This is a genomic window from Nonomuraea sp. NPDC054003 (assembly GCF_055585125.1).
The window spans coordinates 273317-290116 of sequence record NZ_JBVJKR010000013.1 but is presented as its reverse complement, the minus strand read 5'-3'; the positions used below and the strand labels follow the sequence as shown (position 1 = coordinate 290116).

20 protein-coding genes and 1 tRNA gene are annotated in these 16800 nt (G+C 68.9%); 5 read left to right on the top strand and 16 right to left on the bottom strand.

From position 1 onward, the window contains the following. Positions 1–521: 521 nt before the first annotated feature. The 10 genes from ACZ6YG_RS32180 to ACZ6YG_RS32135 form a co-directional block, all read right to left on the bottom strand. On the bottom strand, positions 522–1016 hold the full coding sequence (locus ACZ6YG_RS32180) for a hypothetical protein (protein WP_261809067.1): 495 nt from the start codon (positions 1014–1016) through the stop codon (positions 522–524). Continuing rightward, complete coding sequence (locus tag ACZ6YG_RS32175; RefSeq protein ID WP_148036773.1) at positions 1013–1492, bottom strand: hypothetical protein; 480 nt, start codon at positions 1490–1492, stop codon at positions 1013–1015. Before ACZ6YG_RS32175 ends, ACZ6YG_RS32180 begins: the two co-directional genes overlap by 4 nt. 179 nt (positions 1493–1671) lie before the next feature. Further along, a complete protein-coding gene (rplL, locus tag ACZ6YG_RS32170) occupies positions 1672–2067 on the bottom strand; it encodes a 50S ribosomal protein L7/L12 (RefSeq protein ID WP_148036772.1) in 396 nt (131 codons plus the stop codon). A gap of 67 nt (positions 2068–2134) precedes the next feature. Next, positions 2135–2659, bottom strand: coding sequence for a 50S ribosomal protein L10 (gene rplJ / locus ACZ6YG_RS32165; RefSeq protein ID WP_148036771.1), 525 nt, complete (start codon positions 2657–2659; stop codon positions 2135–2137). A 240-nt stretch (positions 2660–2899) separates the two neighbouring features. Further along, positions 2900–3727: an SCO4651 family lipoprotein gene (locus tag ACZ6YG_RS32160; protein WP_466020062.1), complete on the bottom strand. Its 828-nt coding sequence runs from the start codon at positions 3725–3727 to the stop codon at positions 2900–2902. A gap of 186 nt (positions 3728–3913) precedes the next feature. After that, complete coding sequence (rplA, locus tag ACZ6YG_RS32155) at positions 3914–4636, bottom strand: 50S ribosomal protein L1 (protein WP_148036769.1); 723 nt, start codon at positions 4634–4636, stop codon at positions 3914–3916. A 58-nt stretch (positions 4637–4694) separates the two neighbouring features. Next, complete coding sequence (rplK, locus tag ACZ6YG_RS32150) at positions 4695–5126, bottom strand: 50S ribosomal protein L11 (protein ID WP_148036768.1); 432 nt, start codon at positions 5124–5126, stop codon at positions 4695–4697. A gap of 118 nt (positions 5127–5244) precedes the next feature. Then, positions 5245–6006 carry a transcription termination/antitermination protein NusG gene (nusG, locus tag ACZ6YG_RS32145; RefSeq protein ID WP_148036767.1) on the bottom strand — a complete coding sequence of 254 codons (762 nt, stop codon included), beginning with the start codon at positions 6004–6006 and terminating at the stop codon, positions 5245–5247. 67 nt (positions 6007–6073) lie between these two features. Further along, entirely contained in the window at positions 6074–6313 is a 240-nt protein-coding gene (secE, locus tag ACZ6YG_RS32140) for a preprotein translocase subunit SecE (protein WP_148036766.1), read from the bottom strand. Positions 6314–6389: 76 nt separating this feature from the next. Then, positions 6390–6462 (bottom strand) — tRNA-Trp (locus ACZ6YG_RS32135). 168 nt (positions 6463–6630) lie between these two features. Between ACZ6YG_RS32135 and ACZ6YG_RS32130 the strand changes: the two genes are divergently transcribed. Next, on the top strand, positions 6631–7839 hold the full coding sequence (locus ACZ6YG_RS32130) for a pyridoxal phosphate-dependent aminotransferase (RefSeq protein WP_466020061.1): 1209 nt from the start codon (positions 6631–6633) through the stop codon (positions 7837–7839). 26 nt (positions 7840–7865) lie between these two features. On the opposite strand, the gene ACZ6YG_RS32125 is transcribed toward ACZ6YG_RS32130, so the two are convergent. Beyond that, on the bottom strand, positions 7866–8345 hold the full coding sequence (locus tag ACZ6YG_RS32125; protein WP_148036764.1) for a hypothetical protein: 480 nt from the start codon (positions 8343–8345) through the stop codon (positions 7866–7868). Between the two features lie 95 nt (positions 8346–8440). On the opposite strand from ACZ6YG_RS32125, the gene ACZ6YG_RS32120 reads away from it, so the two are divergent. Beyond that, a complete protein-coding gene (locus ACZ6YG_RS32120; RefSeq protein WP_378525274.1) occupies positions 8441–9466 on the top strand; it encodes an adenosine deaminase in 1026 nt (341 codons plus the stop codon). On the opposite strand, the gene ACZ6YG_RS32115 is transcribed toward ACZ6YG_RS32120, so the two are convergent. Next, entirely contained in the window at positions 9455–10171 is a 717-nt protein-coding gene (locus ACZ6YG_RS32115; RefSeq protein ID WP_466020060.1) for a hypothetical protein, read from the bottom strand. The two genes, ACZ6YG_RS32120 and ACZ6YG_RS32115, sit on opposite strands and share 12 nt — an antisense overlap. Beyond that, a complete protein-coding gene (locus tag ACZ6YG_RS32110; protein WP_148036761.1) occupies positions 10158–10697 on the bottom strand; it encodes an RNA polymerase sigma factor in 540 nt (179 codons plus the stop codon). The genes ACZ6YG_RS32115 and ACZ6YG_RS32110 overlap by 14 nt, the downstream gene beginning before the upstream one ends. Positions 10698–10814: 117 nt before the next feature. Here ACZ6YG_RS32110 and ACZ6YG_RS32105 point away from each other — a divergent pair, with 117 nt between their 5' ends. From ACZ6YG_RS32105 to ACZ6YG_RS32095, 3 genes are all read left to right on the top strand, one after another. Further along, positions 10815–11549, top strand: coding sequence for a class I SAM-dependent methyltransferase (locus tag ACZ6YG_RS32105; RefSeq protein ID WP_148036760.1), 735 nt, complete (start codon positions 10815–10817; stop codon positions 11547–11549). Between the two features lie 610 nt (positions 11550–12159). Further along, the gene (locus ACZ6YG_RS32100) at positions 12160–12522 is read left to right on the top strand and encodes an antibiotic biosynthesis monooxygenase family protein (protein ID WP_466020059.1); all 363 of its coding nucleotides are present in this window, start codon (positions 12160–12162) and stop codon (positions 12520–12522) included. 81 nt (positions 12523–12603) lie between these two features. Continuing rightward, positions 12604–13242, top strand: coding sequence for a DsbA family oxidoreductase (locus tag ACZ6YG_RS32095; protein ID WP_466020058.1), 639 nt, complete (start codon positions 12604–12606; stop codon positions 13240–13242). A gap of 360 nt (positions 13243–13602) precedes the next feature. On the opposite strand, the gene ACZ6YG_RS32090 is transcribed toward ACZ6YG_RS32095, so the two are convergent. The 3 genes from ACZ6YG_RS32090 to ACZ6YG_RS32080 all read right to left on the bottom strand — a co-directional run bounded on the left by ACZ6YG_RS32090 (position 13603) and on the right by ACZ6YG_RS32080 (position 16699). Further along, the gene (locus ACZ6YG_RS32090) at positions 13603–14490 is read right to left on the bottom strand and encodes a carbohydrate ABC transporter permease (protein WP_148036756.1); all 888 of its coding nucleotides are present in this window, start codon (positions 14488–14490) and stop codon (positions 13603–13605) included. Further along, positions 14490–15374, bottom strand: coding sequence for a carbohydrate ABC transporter permease (locus tag ACZ6YG_RS32085; RefSeq protein WP_466020057.1), 885 nt, complete (start codon positions 15372–15374; stop codon positions 14490–14492). The genes ACZ6YG_RS32090 and ACZ6YG_RS32085 overlap by 1 nt, the downstream gene beginning before the upstream one ends. Before the next feature lie 65 nt (positions 15375–15439). Then, a complete protein-coding gene (locus ACZ6YG_RS32080; RefSeq protein WP_148036754.1) occupies positions 15440–16699 on the bottom strand; it encodes an extracellular solute-binding protein in 1260 nt (419 codons plus the stop codon). Between the last annotated feature and the right edge of the window lie 101 nt (positions 16700–16800).

Genomic DNA, 16800 nt, shown 5'->3' with positions numbered 1-16800 from the left:
TTCGAGCGGCTCCTGGATACGCGAGAAAGAGACGCGACGGGGACCAGCGGGTACGGCGGAGGCGTTGCGCGAGGCTGCCAACAGATGTCCTTCCGAGGGCTCGCGGCGGACTGACTACACGCACGCCAGACAACCTCGCAACGTGAGCAAGCGGAGCGGGTCGTCAAAGGGCAGCGCAAAGGGGCAGTGTAGCCGAACGGCACACGCCTGTCCACTTCGCTCTCGCTGCATGCTTCACGTTGGTCGCAGCATCGCTCTTCTGAACGAATCCGTCAAGCCCGCAAGCCCCACTTTTAGCCGCCTAGGGGCTCAGACGCTGGGTTTTCTCCCCTGTGTGACTGATCGCCTACCGCCAGGCCCAAGACGATACCCGCGAACGGGGGCGGTTAACGCTCCGTCACACCGGGGGTCGAACCCAGGCCGACAACCGGTGTAGCAGTGACGGAGATACCCGCGACAAAGGACTCACTAAACCTAGTTTTTGGTAACAATTGAAGGACACGGCGCGCCCGGGGGCCCTCTCAGGCGGTCCCGAGCAGAGTCGACAGGTCCGAGACGAGCCACCTGCCGCCCTGCCTGATCATGACGAACCTGGCCCGGGTCTGGCTGACCTGCTGGCGCGGCTCGGCCTTCCCCACGGCCTCCGTGATCGTACCCGTGTTCACGAACAGAAGAACCTCCACCCTGTCCGGCTCCGCCCGCTCCACCGCCGCGGCCACGACGGAGGCGGTCTGGACCATCTTGCGTTCCTTGGCTCTGGTCGACAGGGACCCCGACAGCTCCGCGTACTGCCGGGTGAGCGCCCCGGTGGTGTGCTGCCCCGCGCGCGCCAGGTCCCGCTCGACCGTGCGGTAGTCGTACGAGAGCAGCTCCGGCGCGACCGCCTTGGCGGCCGCCATGGCCTCCGCGCCCGCGGCCTCGCCGCCGCGCAGGGCCCGCCAGTCGGACCAGAGCACGCCCGTCGCCGCGCCCAGGGCGAGCACCAGGACGCCGAGCACCACCAGGACGGCCCTCACGTGACCTGCTCCGCCTTCGACACCAGCCAGACCCCTTGAACCTTGGCCAGGTCCATCCGCCACCGGTAGAAGCGCTCCTGGGGCGCGTCGTCGGAACCGTCCCAGCGGATCACCACGTCGGCCACCACGAGCGCCCTGGCGGTGTCCCCGGAGATCGACTCCAGCCCTGCCGCGCGTACCACGCCCTCCTGGATGACCTTGTTCTTGCGCGTGGTCCGCATCATCTCGTCCGCCGCGGCCTCGTACGCGGCCCTGGCCGCGCCGGTGGAGCTGGTCAGGATGCGGTGCACGTCGGAGTCGACGGTCTCGTGGTGGAGCGAGAGCAGGTTCATCGCGTGCGTGCCCGCCGCGCGCAGCACCGCCTGCCGGTCGTCGGCCCTGGCCTGCGCGTCGCGCTCCTGCACGCCGAGCCAGACCGCCGCCGCCGCGAGCAGCGCCGCCAGGACGGCGAGCACCGGGACGACCATGCGGGACATCCGCGCTCACCCCCTCCCGGCCGGTCGCCGGGATCATAACCCGCCCGCCTTCTCCGGGACCTGCCAATCGCCCCACACGGTACGAACCGGACCCGAATGGCATGGATCGCGGCCGGGCATGCGAAAGGGGCGGCACACCCGGCACCTGGATGTGACCGCCCCTTTCGAAGCGTTCGGTCTTACTTGACCGTGACGGTGGCGCCGGCGCCCTCCAGGGCAGCCTTGGCCTTCTCCGCCTGCTCCTTGTTGACCTTGCCGTCGAAGACGTTCTTCGGAGCGCCGTCCACCAGGTCCTTGGCCTCCTTCAGGCCGAGGGACGTGAGGGCGCGGATCTCCTTGATGACCTGGATCTTCTTGTCGCCGGCGGCCTCGAGGATGACGTCGAACTCGTCCTGCTCCTCGGCAGCGGCGGCGGCCTCGCCACCACCGGCGGCGGCCGGAGCGGCGGCGACCGCGACCGGGGCGGCGGCCTTGACGTCGAAGGTCTCCTCGAACTGCTTAACGAACTCGGAAAGCTCGAGGAGGGTCATCTCCTTGAACGCGTCGAGCAGCTCGTCGGTGCTGAGCTTCGCCATGATGTTTCCTCCGTAAGGGACTTGCGAAATTTAGGAACGGGACCGCGGTGTTGCGGCAATCCCCGAGCTACTCGCCCGCCTCTTCGCGCTTGGCGCGAAGAGCGTCGGCCAGCTGAGCCATGTTGGTGGGCAGCGCGGCGAACATAGCGGCGGCAGCGCTCTGCTTCGCCTTGATCGCGCCAGCAAGCTTCGCGAGGAGAACCTCGCGGGACTCGAGGTCGGCGAGCTTGGTGATCTCAGTGGCGTCCAGCGTCTTGCCGTCGAGGACACCACCCTTGATCACCAGAAGGGGATTGGCCTTGGCGAAGTCACGCAGACCCTTGGCGGCCTCGACAACGTCGCCGTTGACGAAGGCGATCGCGGTCGGCCCGGTGAGCAGGTCGTCGAGACCCGCGAGACCGGCCTCGTTGGCCGCGATCTTGGTCAGGGTGTTCTTCGCCACGGCGAACTTCGCATTCTCACCGAGAGAGACGCGCAGCTGCTTGAGCTGGGCAACGGTGAGACCGCGGTACTCGGTCAGAACGGCGGCGGCGCTGCCTTCGAACTCGCTCTTGAGCTCGGCAACCGCTGTCGCCTTATCCGCCCTCGCCATGGGCCTCCTTCCAGGTGTGCCACCGGTGAAGGGCCCTGACATGAGAACAGCCCCGGGCGCAGGGCGCACACGGGGCTCACACACATGGAATGCACCATATGGGAAACTCGCATCACACCTGCGCGGGCCGTCCACCTGAGGTGGATCCTTCGGTCGCCAGGCTTTGAGGCACCTGGCGACGACCGGCGGTCTTCGGCAACGACCAGACTACGTGCTGGCCGCCGAGTTTCCAAATCGTTCTCAGTTGGTGGTGCCCTTCGGCAGCTCACCGACCTGGTCGGCGGGCGGGGCCTGGATGTCGACGGGCTCGTTGTAGCCCTTGAACATCAGCGTCGCGTCGAGCGTGCCGCCCTCCTTGGCGCCGCTCAGGGTCAGCTTGCGGGGCAGGCCGTCGGCGGCGACCCAGATGTCGAACTTGACGTCCTTCAGCTCGGCCAGGTTCTTCCGCGCCTGGTCCCGCTCCTCGGCGGGCAGCTGCTGCACGGCCGCCTCCACCGGGAAGGTGCCGCTGTAGTGGGTGGTGTCGGTGCCGCCCACGCTCTCGTTGCCGGCCGCCTTGACGTCCTGCGACGTGGTGATCATCTTGGTCACGCTCGCCAGGTCGAACTGCTGCACCTGGCCCAGCATCTGGTCCACCTGGGCACGGTCGCCGGCCTCGGCGAGCGGCACCTTGATCCACGGCTTGGTGGCGCCGAGCACCTTGTTGAGCGTCTCGACCTTGACGTACGCCGTGTCGCCCTGGAGGATCACCCGGGCGCCGCCGGGCAGCTCCCTGCCGCCGACGCCGGCGGTGTCCACGGTCAGGTCAAGGGCGAGCTGGGGCTGGCTCTGGTAGACCATGCGGCCTTGAACCTTGCCCTCGCCCTCCTGCGGGTGCGAGACGTCGACGACCGCGTCAACCGTGTAAGAACTGACCTCTGTCGTCTTCTGGGCCGCCTGGGCGAGCACCTCGGAGGCGGCGAGATTCACCTGAATGGGCTGCGCGTTAGTTCCACAGCCGGCGACCGCTGTCGCGGCCAGAGCGGCCGCGGCCGCGGCGATGGCGAGAGAAAACCTGCGCTTGAACATGTATCGACCCTACGTGTCAGCTGGCTTCTCGTAGCGCTTTCCCGCAGCTTCTCATGGAAAACCCAGGGATGTCCCTGAGAGGCGTTCCGTACGAAGGAAGCCGTGAATATCCGGACCCGGGGAAAAGGCCCCGGACATGGGAAAGCCCCGGCGCGGAGCACGCCGGGGCCTTTCCAGAAAAACTCGTCAGACGGCGTCGAGCTCGCCGACGATGCCGCGGGTGACGTTGGGGTCGACCGGGACACCGGGGCCCATGGTCGTGGAGAACGTCACCTTCTTGATGTAGCGGCCCTTGGCCGCCGACGGCTTGAGCCGCAGCACCTCGTCGAGCGCGGCCGCGTAGTTCTCCAGGAGCTGGCGCTCGGGGAACGACGTCTTGCCGATGATGAAGTGGAGGTTGGCCTGCCGGTCGGTGCGGAACTCGATCTTGCCGCCCTTGATCTCGGTCACGGCCTTGGCCACGTCGGGCGTCACCGTGCCGGTCTTCGGGTTGGGCATGAGACCGCGCGGGCCGAGGACGCGGCCCAGGCGGCCGACCTTGCCCATCAGGTCGGGCGTGGCCACCACGGCGTCGAACTCGTTGAGCCGGTTGCCCTTGGAGATCTCGTCGATCAGCTCGTCGGCCCCGACGATGTCGGCGCCCGCCTCGCGGGCCGCCTCAGCACGGTCACCGGTCGCGAAGACCAGGACCCGGGCGGTCTTACCGGTGCCGTGCGGGAGGTTGACCGTGCCGCGCACGATCTGGTCGGCCTTGCGGGGATCGACGCCCAGCCTCAGCGCCACCTCGACGGTGGAGTCGAACTTGGTGGTCGACGTCTCCTTGGCCAGCCTGGCCGCGTCGGCCGGGCTGTAGAGCTTGTCGCGGTCGACCTTGGCCGCCGCGTCCTTGTGCGCCTTGCTGCGCTGCATGTCTGTCTCCTTGTGGTGTGCGGGCCGGCGGGCGGCCCTCCCACGGGTGGGGAAGTGCTTAGTCGGCGACGGTGATGCCCATGGAACGGGCGGTGCCGGCGATGATCTTCTCGGCCTGCTCGACGCTGTTGGCGTTGAGGTCGGGCATCTTCGTCTCGGCGATGCTGCGCAGCTGCTCGCGGCTGAGCTTGCCCACCTTGTCCTTGTGCGGGGTCGCGCTGCCCTTGTCGAGACCCAGCGCCTTCTTGATCAGCTCGGGCGCCGGAGGCGTCTTCGTGACGAAGGTGAAGCTGCGGTCTTCGAAAATGGTGATCTCGACGGGGATGATGTTGCCCCGCTGGGCCTCGGTCGCAGCGTTGTACTGCTTCACGAAGTCCATGATGTTGACGCCGTGGGGACCGAGGGCGGTACCGACCGGCGGTGCGGGCGTGGCCTGGCCAGCGGGAAGCTGGACCTTGACCAGAGCCGCGATCTTCTTCTTCGGAGGCATGAGTCCTTCTCCGGGTCCTGATGGTGATGCCTTCCGGAACGCGGGTGCGCCCGGACATGTCGGAAGGCCGCCCTTCGCGACAGGCGGCCGACCGAACGTTTAATTGTAGGTGATCGTCTCAGATCTTCGAGACCTGGTTGAACGACAGCTCCACCGGGGTCTCCCGGCCGAAGATCGAGACCAGCACCTTGAGCTTCTGCGACTCGGGGCTGATCTCGCTGACCGAGGCGGGCAGGGTGGCGAACGGGCCGTCCATGACGGTGACGGACTCGCCGATCTCGAACTCGACGGCGGGGCCGGAGGGCGTCTTGGCGGCGGTCTTCTTGCTCTCCTCGGTCGGCTCCGGGGCGAGCAGCTTGGCCACCTCGTCGAGGCTGAGCGGGCTGGGCTTGTTGGACAGGCCGACGAAGCCGGTCACGCCCGGGGTGTTGCGCACCGCGGCCCAGGACTCGTCGGTCAGCTCCATGCGCACCAGGACGTAGCCGGGCAGCACGCGCTCCTTGACCGGCACCTTCTTGCCGCTCTTGAACTCCTGGACGGTGTGCGTCGGCACCTCGACCTGGTAGATGTAGTCCTCCATGTTGAGCGACACGTTGCGGCTCTCGATGTTGGACTTCACGCGGTTCTCGTAACCGGCGTAGGAGTGGATCACGTACCACTCGCCGGGCAGGCCGCGGAGCGAACGCTTGAACTCCTCGACCGGGTCGACGTCGGGCTCGACGTCACCGTCCTCCTCGACGACGGCCGCCTCGGCGGTCTCGTCGACCTCGTCGCTGTCCACGACGTCTTCGACGGTCTCCTCAGCGGCCTGGGAGGCCTCTTCCGGCTCGGCGTCCCACTTCTCGCGGGGCTCGTCGGCCGGCACTGAAGATTCGGACACGGTGACTCTTCCTCTTTCGTCGGTATCGAACGGCGGCTCCGTCAGGCGCGCGCCGTCTGCGTCAGAATCAGCCGCCGAAAATCTGCAGGACGGCCCAGCCGAACGCGGCGTCGAGGCCGTAGATGATGCCGACCATGATCAGCACGAACACCATGACAACCGTGGTGTACGTGACCAGCTCCTTGCGCGTCGGCCAGATGACCTTGCGCAGCTCGGCCACGACCTGACGGTAGAACAGGGCCGGAGAAGTACGCTTCTTCTCACCACTGGGCTTGCCTGCGGTCTCGCCGCGCGTGTCGATCGCCACAGTCCTCACCTGAAATCGGTCGTATCCAACGCAGTTATGCGGCGCCTACACGCCATTATTGCGCGGACCGCACTCGCAGGGCACGAGGGACTCGAACCCCCAACCGCCGGTTTTGGAGACCGGTGCGCTACCAATTGCGCCAGTGCCCTATGTCGTCAACCACACTACCCTGGATGACTTACTGCCTGGACCGAACGCCACATCGACATGCGGCTGCAGGACCTGGCGAAAGTGTACGGAAGATTGCCCGCCACGTCGAACCCAAACCTGATCGCGCAGGTCACATGGCGTGGGGGCGCGCGTGGGAGCATGGAGGCATGTCCACCCGACGCCGTGTCTCCACACGGATTTCCGCGATTTCCGAGTCCGCGACCCTCGCCGTGGACGCCAAGGCGAAGGCGATGAAGGCGGCCGGCCGTCCGGTCATCGGCTTCGGCGCGGGCGAGCCCGACTTCCCGACGCCCGACTACATCGTCGAGGCCGCCGTGGCCGCGGCGCGCGAGCCCCGCTTCCACAAGTACACCCCGGCGAGCGGCCTGCCCGAGCTGAAGCAGGCGATCGCCGCCAAGACGCGGCGCGACTCCGGCTACGAGGCCGACGCGTCGCGGGTGCTGGTGACCAACGGCGGCAAGCAGGCCGTCTACGAGGCGTTCGCCACGCTGCTCGACCCGGGCGACGAGGTCCTGGTCGTGGCCCCCTACTGGACGACCTACCCGGAGGCGATCAAGCTGGCCGGGGGCGTCCAGGTCGACGTCGTCACCGACGAGACGACGGGCTACCTGGCGAGCGTCGAGCAGCTGGAGGCGGCCCGCACCGACCGCACGAAGGTCCTGCTGTTCGTCTCGCCGTCCAACCCGACGGGCGCCGTCTACTCGCGCGAGCAGACGGTCGAGATCGGCCGCTGGGCGGCCGAGCACGGCCTGTGGGTGGTCACCGACGAGATCTACGAGCATCTGACGTACGGCGGCGCCGAGTTCACCAGCATCGCCACGGCCGTCCCCGAGCTGGGCGACCATGTCGTGATCCTCAACGGCGTGGCCAAGACGTACGCGATGACGGGCTGGCGGGTCGGTTGGCTGATCGGGCCGCCCGACGTGGTCAAGGCGGCGACCAACCTGCAGTCGCACGCCACCTCCAACGTCTCCAACGTCTCGCAGATGGCCGCGCTGGCGGCGGTCTCCGGCGACCTGTCCGCGGTGGCGCGGATGCGTGAGGCGTTCGACCGGCGCCGCCAGACGATGGTGCGCATGCTCAACGAGATCCCGGGCGTGTTGTGCCCGGAACCGAAGGGCGCGTTCTACGCCTACCCGGCGGTCAAGGAGCTCATCGGCAAGGAGCTGCGCGGGCGCCGCCCGGGGTCGTCGGCCGAGCTGGCCGAGCTGATCCTGGAGGAGGCGGAGGTGGCCGTGGTGCCCGGCGAGGCGTTCGGCACCCCCGGCTACTTCCGCCTGTCGTACGCGCTGGGCGACGACGACCTGGTGGAGGGCGTCAGCCGCCTCGCCAAGCTGCTGGCCGAGGCCCACTGACCGTCAAGAACGGCGTGGTCATGCGATTACCCGGTCGCCTCGTCGGCGATGCGGTCGATCTCCGTGGACAGGCCGGGGGTCGCGGCGACGTAGACGGCGGTGCCGGGGCGCTCCAGCCACATGAAGTTGTGCAGGTCGCCCCGGGTCTCCCAGCTCAGCGCGGGCTTGCCGTGGTGCATGCCGAGCGTGGCCCGGTCGACGAGGGTGGCGAACTCCTCGGCGGTCCTGACCCCGCAGACGACGCCGACGTGCAGCCGCTCGGCGCCCCGGCTCCAGGTCTCGCCCCTGACCTTCAGCTTCCGGGTGAGGGATCTGACGTGCCGGAACGTACCGGATCTCGTGGTGCCGACGGGCATGGCGGCGACGCCGACGGGTGCGGAGCCGCACGACAGCGTGGGGCCCGTCACGGCGGCGACCGGGCTGGGCCGGCCGATCTGCGGCGCGGGGGCGGACGGGCCGCACGCGGCAAGGCTCAGTGTCAGGAGCACCGTCGCCAGGCGCCGCATCACCACTCCAGGGCCGGAACGCGGGAAGAAGGACCCTAGTCTCCTACAACAGCCGTGCTGACACGGCAAGTCGCGGCCCGGTCCGGTGGCAAAATATGGCGATGGCAAGGTCCCTGCTCTCGCTGCCCAAGGCCCATCTGCATCTCCACTTCACCGGCTCCATGCGCCACTCGACCCTGATCGAGCTGGCCAGGGAGCAGGGCCTGCACCTGCCCGACGCGCTGGAGCAGGACTGGCCGCCCCGGTTGCGGGCGACCGACGAGCGCGGCTGGTTCCGGTTCCAGCGGCTGTACGACATCGCCAGGTCGGTGCTGCGGCGGCCGGAGCACGTCTACCGGCTGCTGCGCGAGACCGCCGAGGACGAGACGGCGGCCGGGTCGCGGTGGCTGGAGATCCAGGTCGACCCGTCGGGCTACCAGCAGATGTTCGGCGGCCTGACGGCCACGCTGGAGCTGGTGCTGGACGCGGCCGAGCAGGCTTCGCGGGCCACGGGCACCGGCCTCGCGGTGGTGGTGGCCGCCAACCGCACCAGGCATCCCCTCGACGCCAACACGCTCGCCCGGCTGGCCGCCCAGTACGTCGGCAAGGGCGTGGTCGGGTTCGGCCTGTCCAACGACGAGCGGCGCGGCCAGGCCCGCGACTTCGACCGGGCGTTCCGCATCGCCAAGCGGGCCGGGCTGCTGGCCGTGCCGCACGGCGGGGAGCTGCTGGGGCCGCGGAGCGTGGCGCAGTGCGTCGACGACCTCGACGCCGACCGGGTCGGCCACGGCGTGCGCGCGGCCGAGGACCGGTGGCTGATGGAGCGGCTGGCCGAGCGGCAGATCTGCTGCGAGGTGTGCCCGACCTCCAACGTAGGGCTGGGGGTGGCCGAGCGGGCGGCGGACGTGCCGCTGCGCAGGCTGTTCGAGGCGGGGGTGCCGGTCGCGCTCGGCTCCGACGACCCGCTGCTGTTCGGGGCCCGGCTGCTGCGTCAGTACGAGCTGGCCAGGGAGGTGTACGGGTTCACCGACGCGGAGATCGCCGAGCTGGCGCGCCAGTCGATCAGGTCGTCGGCCGCGCCCGAGCCGGTCCGCAAGGAGCTGATCAAGGGCGTCGACGACTGGCTGGCCTCACCGGAGTGAGCCGGCCAGCTCGGCCGCCCGCGCCATCGACGGGGCGCCCTCCAGCCGGTGGCCGACGTCGCCCGACTGCCAGATGAGGGTGGGCCCGGCCTGGCGCAGCGGCACCTCCCCGCCCCCCTCGCGGGTGATGTAGCCGAGGGGGTGCGAGCCCGGCAGCCAGAAGCCGGTGACGCCGTCGACCTCGACCTCGTCGGGGAACGGCGGGCCGAGCCGCTTGAAGAAGAACGGGTCCATCCGGCCGTCGAACTGGTCCAGCCGGATGCCGTCCGGCCAGAACATCGACACCACCCGGCCGCCGTCGGCGACCGTAACGCGTTCCGGCTCGCCCAGCGCGGCCAGGGTCCTGACCGGGAACGCGACCTGCCCGGCGACCTCGTCAGGCGGCACCTCCCGCTCCCCCGGCAGCGGCGCCGGCGTGGGCACCGGAGCCGGGGTGTCGCCGCCGAGCCGCAGCTCGATCCCGGCGTAACGGAGGATCGCGGTCACCGCCTGCCTGCCCTGCGGGGTGGCCGCCGTGACGGCGACCAGGGCGACCACCGCCACCGCGACGATCCGCCACCGCCGCCGCTTGACCGGCCGCGGGGCTTCCAGCCTGGTCCGCACAGCCGCCGCCACCTGCTCGGGCGGCGGGGCCGGCACGTCGAGGGAGCCGGCCAGGGCGCGCAACTCGGCCTCGATGTCGTCGAAGCGCTCATCCGAGCTCATGCCCTGCCTCCTCCCTGAGCCTCGCCAGGCCGCGGTGCGTCCTGGACTTGACGGTGCCGACCGGCCAGCCGAGCACCTGAGCGGTCTCAGCCTCGGACAGCTGTAAGAAGTACCGGCAGACGACGGCTCTGCGTTCCCGCTCGGGCAGCGCCCTGACCGCCTCCAGCAGCCGGGCCCGCCGGTCCGTGGCCACGGCCGTGCCCTCGGGGTCGTCGGGGGCCTTCGCCTCGGCCGTGGCGCTCAGCCGTACCGTCAGCTCCGACCTGCGGCCGCGCGCCCGCGTCAGGTTGTGCGTCTCGTTGGCCACGATACGCAGCAGCCACGGGCGGAAACCCGCGTCGCGGCGGAACGTCCTGAGATGCCGGAACGCCTTGACGAACGCCTCCTGTACCACGTCCTCGGCCTCGTCTCGGGCGCCGAACAGGACCGCGGTGCGGTGCGCGAGCGCGCTGTAACGGGCGACCAGCACCTCGTAGGCGGTCAGGTCGCCCTCCAGCGAGCGGGCGATGGCCTCGTCGTCATCCATGGGCGTGACTGATTCCACCGCATTCGTGGCGGGTACGGAAGAGTGTTCCGTGACCTTCGGCGCGGGGCGGGCACTAGACTCTGGCCCATTCCCGCGAACCCGTAAGGATCGGCGACTATGTCCTCTGGTTATGACCGTGTAGTCCAACCGGCAGCCGGTGACGAGGCCCTGGAGAACCACCTCGGCGGTGACGAGGCCAGAAACTACCGCAAGTACGAGTTCGACATGGTCGCCCCCCACGTCGGCCGGTCCCTTCTGGAGATCGGCTCCGGGCTCGGCCACTTCGCCGAGCAGTTCCTGCCGCGGCTCGACCGGCTGGTCGTCAGCGACTTCGACCCCTACTGCGTCGAGCAGCTCAAGAAGCGCTTCGCCGACCGCGACGACATCGACGTGCTGCAGTTCGCCCTGCCGACCGAGATCCCGCTCAAGGACAAGGTCGACACCGTGGTCATGATGAACGTCCTGGAGCACATCGAGGACGACGCCGAAGCGCTGCGCTCGCTGGCGCGCGTCACCCTCCCGGGCGGGCGGATCGTCATCTGGGTGCCGGGCTACATGCAGCTGTACGGCGACTTCGACCGCAAGGTCGGCCACGTGCAGCGCTACACGCCCAAGACGCTGGCCGCCACCGTGGGCAAGGCGGGGCTGGACATCGAGGTGCTCAAGCCGATCAACTTCCTGGGCGGCATCGCCTGGTGGGCGGCGGTGCGCCGAGGTGGGGTGGGTTACCCGGACCCGCGGCTGGTCAAGATCTACGACCGCACGGTGGTGCCGATGACGCGGCTCATCGAGCGCTTCATCCGGCCGCCGTTCGGGCAGACGGTCTTCTGCGTGGCCCGCGTCCCCGGCTGACCGTTCTTCATCTCCTCAGTGCGGGTGCTGGTTCTACGGCGGATGTTCGCCGGGCTGATTGCTCCGTGCGAACCATGCCCGGCCGCGTGACATGGGCCTCGCAGTAGACGCGCTCCGCGCGAAATCCAGCTCGGGCTGCGCTGTGCGGGGGCAAGCCCCCGCGCCCCAGGTCAAAGGCATGGCCTTCGCCATGGGCGGCGCTCCGCGCCGATCAGCTCAGACGTGTTGTGCGGGGGCAAGCCCCCGCGCCCCCGGGCGAGAGGGCTACCGCCCCCTCGCGCTCCCCGGTCCCTGCCCACGCGGCGTGCGGGAATCCCCATAGCTGACCAGAAAGACGGTGGCATTGGTTCACCGGGTTGATCGGAACCTCAGGGGACCCCAAGTCCGTGGACAGGTGTGCAGGCATGGCCGACAGCCGTGACCTGATCCCCGGCGCAGCTCATCGGCTCAACGGCCCGATGGTCGCCGTCCAGGCCCCCGCCGCAGCTCGATCCCACCATCTGGCCGTATCGGCCGCACATGGCGACGAGATGTGGTTGACCTCAACCGCAGTTGAGATTGCACGATGGGCGCTGAGGCCTGCCTCGTATGCGATTTGAGGAGTGCGTCCGTGAGCGCGGATTCTGCTTTCTATTCGATCATCGACTACACCGTTGACGGCGTCGACACACAGCGCGAGCTGGTGGAGGCCTTCGCCGAGATCCAGGAGCGGTGGGTGCGTTTCCATCCCGGATACCGCTCGGCCCGCTTCCATCTGAGCACCGACGGCACACGCGTGTACAACATCGTGCACTGGGCGAGCGAGGCGGACTACCGCCACTTCGTGGAGACCTCCGATACCGAGGGCCGGATGGCCGCCATCGGCAAGGCGCTGGAGAGCCTGTCCGGCAGGGCCGAACCACGCATGACCGGAGTCCCTACCTACACCGTCGTCCGCGAGATCGGTCCCGGCCCTCAGCGCTTGGACCCGTGATCGCGCCCGGCAGCTCGCGGCCATGCCTGCCGACACTGCGAACCCCATCTCATCAGTAACGATCGATTGCGCAGGTCATTCATGAAGCTTGAGATTTACGCCGATGTGTTGTGCCCGTGGTGCTACATCGGCAAGAGACGCCTGACGGCCGCGCTGGCGCAGCACTCCGGCCGCGCTCGCGTCGAGGTCGCCTGGCGCAGCTACGAGCTGGCGCCGGAGGCGGAGCGCACCCCCGGCCCGACCGCCGCCGAGGCGATGGCCGAGTGGTGGGGCGAGCAGGCGCCCGCCCGCGTCGAGCACATCCGGTCGCTGGGCGCGGCCGAGGGCCTGGAGCTGAACCTGCATCTGGCTCGCCCGGTAAACACCTTCGACGCGCACCGGCTGGTCAAGCTGGCCACCGACCGCGACCGCGCCGACGAGATGATGGAACTGCTGCTGCACGCCTACCACACCGAGGGCCTGAACGTCGCCGATGTGCAGGTCCTGCGTCGCCTTGGTGACCAGGCCGGGCTCGATGGCGATGAGGTGCGGGCCGTCCTGGCCGGCGACGGCTACGCCGACGAGGTCCGCGCCGACCGGCGCCGCGCGGCCGAACACGGCGTCACCGGCGTGCCCAGCCTGGTGGTCGACGGCCGACCGCCGGTCCCCGGCGTCCAGCCTGTCGCTGATCTGTACCGGCTCCTGGAGCATGGTCTCGCGGCCCTTGACGGGTCCGGCTGATCCGCGATCCGAGCGCCCAATCTGCCCTTTATCCCGTGCTCCCGCCGATCCTCGCAAAGGAGGGCGCTGAACTGGGACGCACAGGAAAGGGCACTGAACTCGGCAAGGACCGGGGAGCGCGAGGGGGCGGTAGCCCTCTCGCTCGGGGGCGCGGGGGCCTGCCCCCGCACAACACGCCTGAGCCGATCAGCGCGAAGCGCCACCCACCGCGAAGACCACGCCCTTGACCCAAGGACGCGAGGGCTCGCCCCCGCGCAACACAGCCCGAGCTGGGATCGCGCGGAGCGCGTCTGCCGCGAGGGCCATGCTGTTGGCCAGGCCCCGGCTGAGGACCCCCTAGGGAGGGTCCTCAGCCGAACGTCACTTGATGGACCCCGCCGTCAACCCGCCGACCACCTTCCGCTCGATCAACGCGAACAGGATGATCACCGGGATGGTGGCGATGACCGACCCGGCGAACAGGTTCTGCCAGTCGACCTGGTACTGGCCGATGAACGAGTTGAGCGCCACGGTCAGAGGCTGGTTCTCCGGGGTGGTGGTCAAGGTCAGAGCGACGACGAACTCGTTCCAGGCCGCGATGAACGTGAAGATCAGCGCGGTGATCACCCCGGGCATGGCCAGCGGGAGCGTGATGCGGAACAGCGCGCCGAACCGGCCGTTGCCGTCGATGAACGCGGCCTCCTCCAGCTCGCGCGGGATCGAGGAGAAGTACGCGTTCAGGATCCACACCGCGAACGCCAGGTTGAACCCGCCGTTGACCAGGATCAGCGACCAGATCGAGTCGACCAGCCCGAGCTGGGAGAACTCGCGGTAGATGCCCACGAGCATGGCCGTCGGCTGGAACATCTGGGTGATCAGCACGAGGATCAGGAAGAACGTCCGCCCCCTGAAGTTGTGCCGGGCGGAGTAGTAGGCGGCCGGCAGCGCCACCAGGAGCACCAGGACGGTGGAGCCGGCGGCCACCTGGAGGGTGACGACGAGGTTGCCCGCGAGGCCGCTGCTCCAGAAGTTGACCAGGTTGGCCCATTCCCACTGTGTGGGCAGGATGGTGGCGTCACGCAGCGTCTCCTGGGGACGCAGCGAGGTCAGCAGCATCACCAGGTACGGGAACAGGAAGATGAACGCGACCACGTAGGCGACGGCCGCGGTCACCGTGGTCTTGAGTCTGGGCATGGCGCGGTGCCCGACGGGCGCGGGCCGGCGGCGGGCAGGGCGGGCGGGCGCCTTCGGCGCGGTCTCGACTGCCATCACGCCACCGCCCTGTTCCAGCGCGAGATCTTGAGGAAGACCGCGGTGATCACCAGCACCATTCCGAAGTTGACGACCGACATGGCGGCGGACTCGCCGATGTCGGAGCTCTTGAGGATGAACATGAAGATGGTCGAGGTGGCCGTCGAGTATCCGGGCTGGCCGTGCGTCATCGCCCAGATGATCGGGAAGCTGTTGAAGACGTTCATCATGTTGATCAGCACGGCGACGGTCAGCGCGGGCCGGAGCAGCGGCAGGGTGATCGACCAGTAGGTGCGCGGCCGGGAGGCGCCGTCCATCTTGGCTGCCTCGTACACGTCACCGGGGATGGTGGCGAGGCCCGCGAGCAGCGCGTACGTGGTGAAGGGGACGGACACGAACACCGCGACGAACACCAGCCACGGCATGGCGGTGGAGGCGTCGCCGAGCTGGTCGGCGGAGGCTCCGCCGAGCGCGTCGATGAGCCCGAGTCTGAGCCTGATCTGGTTGATGACGCCGACCTCCGGGTCGAGCATCCACCGGAAGACGATGGCGGTCATCAGCACGGACGCGGCCCAGGGCGCGACCAGCGCCCAGCGGGCGACCTTGCGGCCGGGGAAGCGCTGGTTGAACAGCTGGGCGAGAGCGAGCGAGATCACCACGGTGAGGACGACGACCGCCACCACCCAGACCACGCTGCGGACCATGATGTCCGCGAAGTCCTTCTCGGCGAACAGCTTGTCGTAGTTGTCGAAGCCGTTCCACCCGCGGACCACGCCGACCCTGCTGATCTCCAGAAAGGAGGACCGGATCATCTCGATGACCGGCCAGAGCACGACGACGGCGATCAGCACCACCGCGGGCCCGATCCAGGCCAGCGGCTCCAGGGCGCGCAACCTTCTCATAAGTTCCTCCGTGGAGGTACGGCCGGCGCCTCAGGTGAGACGCCGGCCGTACGGGCCCCCGTCGTTCAGCCGGCCTCGGCGGTCTTCTGGAGTTCGCCGAGGACCGCGGCGGGGTCGTCCTTGACGGCGCCGCCGATGGTCTGCTTGATCGCCGGGTTCAGCTCGGCCCACTTCTCGTCCTGGAACGGGTAGAAGCTGGCGTTGGGCAGCGCGTCCAGGAACGGCTTGAGCTTCTCGTCGCCCGACAGCTTCTCGATGCCGCCGTTGGTGACGGGCAGCAGCTTGTACGTCTCGCTGATCTTCTCAGCGGCGGAGCCGGTGTAGAAGAAGTCGAAGAACTTCTTGATCTCCTCGGCGCGGCCGTTCTTGTTGAACGCCATGATCCAGTCCATGACGCCGAGGGTGGTGTCGAGCGGGCCGGTCTTGCCGGGGATGGGCGCGACGCCGTAGTTCTTCAGGCCGGCCGCGTCGAAGATCGGGATGGACATGGGTCCGCCGTTGACCATGCCGACCTTGCCGGCGCCGAAGTCCTCCCAGACCGTCTTGCGGTCCTTGGTGCCGGGGTTGGGGGTGGTGAGTCCGGCGTCGACGAGGCCCTTGACGTAGGTGAAGGTCTCGACGTTCTGCGGCGAGTTGATCGCCCACTTGCCGGCGTCGTCCTTGTAGCCGCCGCCGTTGCCGAGCATCCACAGGAACGACTCGGCCTGCGCCTCCTCCTGGCCGAGCGGGAGGCCGAACGGCTGGCTGACGCCGGAGGCCTTGAGCTTCTCGGCCGCGGCCTTGAGCTCGTCCCAGGTCTTGGGCGCCTCGGCGACGCCGGCCTTCTCGAACAGGTCCTTGTTGTAGAACAGGGCGCGGGCGGATGACACGAACGGGATGCCGTAGGCCGTGCCGTCGACCTTGCCGAACTCGGCGAACTTCTGCAGCATGTCGCCGGACACCTCGGGCGACAGGACCTCGTCGACCTTGTGGAGCAGGCCGTCGGCGACGAATCCGGAGTAGTCGCCGGTCTGCAGGATGTCGGGCACCTGACCGTTCTGGATCATGGTGGCGACCTGCTTGTCGATGTCGTTCCAGTTGATGACCTGGACGTCGACCTTGATGTTCGGGTTGGCCGCCTGGAACTCGTCGACCACGCCCTTCCAGAAGTTCTCTCCGGAGTTGGGCTTGCCGGGGCCGTCGCCGTAGTCGGCGGCGACCATCTTCAGCGTGACCTGGCCGCCGTCGGCCGCCTGGTCGCCGCCGCCTTCCGACGCGCCGGAGCCACAGCTGGACAGGACCAGCACGGTAGCCAGGCCGAGAGCGGCGCCGCCCACAAGTCTCATTCTCACCGTAAGTACCGCCTTCTCATCGGACGGGTCGTGCTGGTCCGTACCAGCTGCCAGACCCTGCCCAGGGGTATGGGGCCGCGAGCGTCACGGCCCCA

Coding starts and splice junctions, on each gene's coding strand:
- ACZ6YG_RS32160 (WP_466020062.1), bottom strand. CDS start 3,727: ATGTTCAAGCGCAGGTTTTCTCTCGCCATCGCCGCGGCCGCGGCCGCT.
- rplJ (WP_148036771.1), bottom strand. CDS start 2,659: ATGGCGAGGGCGGATAAGGCGACAGCGGTTGCCGAGCTCAAGAGCGAG.
- ACZ6YG_RS32085 (WP_466020057.1), bottom strand. CDS start 15,374: ATGAGAAGGTTGCGCGCCCTGGAGCCGCTGGCCTGGATCGGGCCCGCG.
- ACZ6YG_RS32130 (WP_466020061.1), top strand. CDS start 6,631: ATGTCCACCCGACGCCGTGTCTCCACACGGATTTCCGCGATTTCCGAG.
- ACZ6YG_RS32175 (WP_148036773.1), bottom strand. CDS start 1,492: ATGTCCCGCATGGTCGTCCCGGTGCTCGCCGTCCTGGCGGCGCTGCTC.
- ACZ6YG_RS32115 (WP_466020060.1), bottom strand. CDS start 10,171: ATGAGCTCGGATGAGCGCTTCGACGACATCGAGGCCGAGTTGCGCGCC.
- ACZ6YG_RS32125 (WP_148036764.1), bottom strand. CDS start 8,345: ATGCGGCGCCTGGCGACGGTGCTCCTGACACTGAGCCTTGCCGCGTGC.
- ACZ6YG_RS32105 (WP_148036760.1), top strand. CDS start 10,815: ATGTCCTCTGGTTATGACCGTGTAGTCCAACCGGCAGCCGGTGACGAG.
- ACZ6YG_RS32110 (WP_148036761.1), bottom strand. CDS start 10,697: ATGGATGACGACGAGGCCATCGCCCGCTCGCTGGAGGGCGACCTGACC.
- ACZ6YG_RS32120 (WP_378525274.1), top strand. CDS start 8,441: ATGGCGATGGCAAGGTCCCTGCTCTCGCTGCCCAAGGCCCATCTGCAT.
- ACZ6YG_RS32095 (WP_466020058.1), top strand. CDS start 12,604: ATGAAGCTTGAGATTTACGCCGATGTGTTGTGCCCGTGGTGCTACATC.
- rplA (WP_148036769.1), bottom strand. CDS start 4,636: ATGCAGCGCAGCAAGGCGCACAAGGACGCGGCGGCCAAGGTCGACCGC.
- ACZ6YG_RS32090 (WP_148036756.1), bottom strand. CDS start 14,490: ATGGCAGTCGAGACCGCGCCGAAGGCGCCCGCCCGCCCTGCCCGCCGC.
- rplL (WP_148036772.1), bottom strand. CDS start 2,067: ATGGCGAAGCTCAGCACCGACGAGCTGCTCGACGCGTTCAAGGAGATG.
- rplK (WP_148036768.1), bottom strand. CDS start 5,126: ATGCCTCCGAAGAAGAAGATCGCGGCTCTGGTCAAGGTCCAGCTTCCC.
- ACZ6YG_RS32080 (WP_148036754.1), bottom strand. CDS start 16,699: ATGAGACTTGTGGGCGGCGCCGCTCTCGGCCTGGCTACCGTGCTGGTC.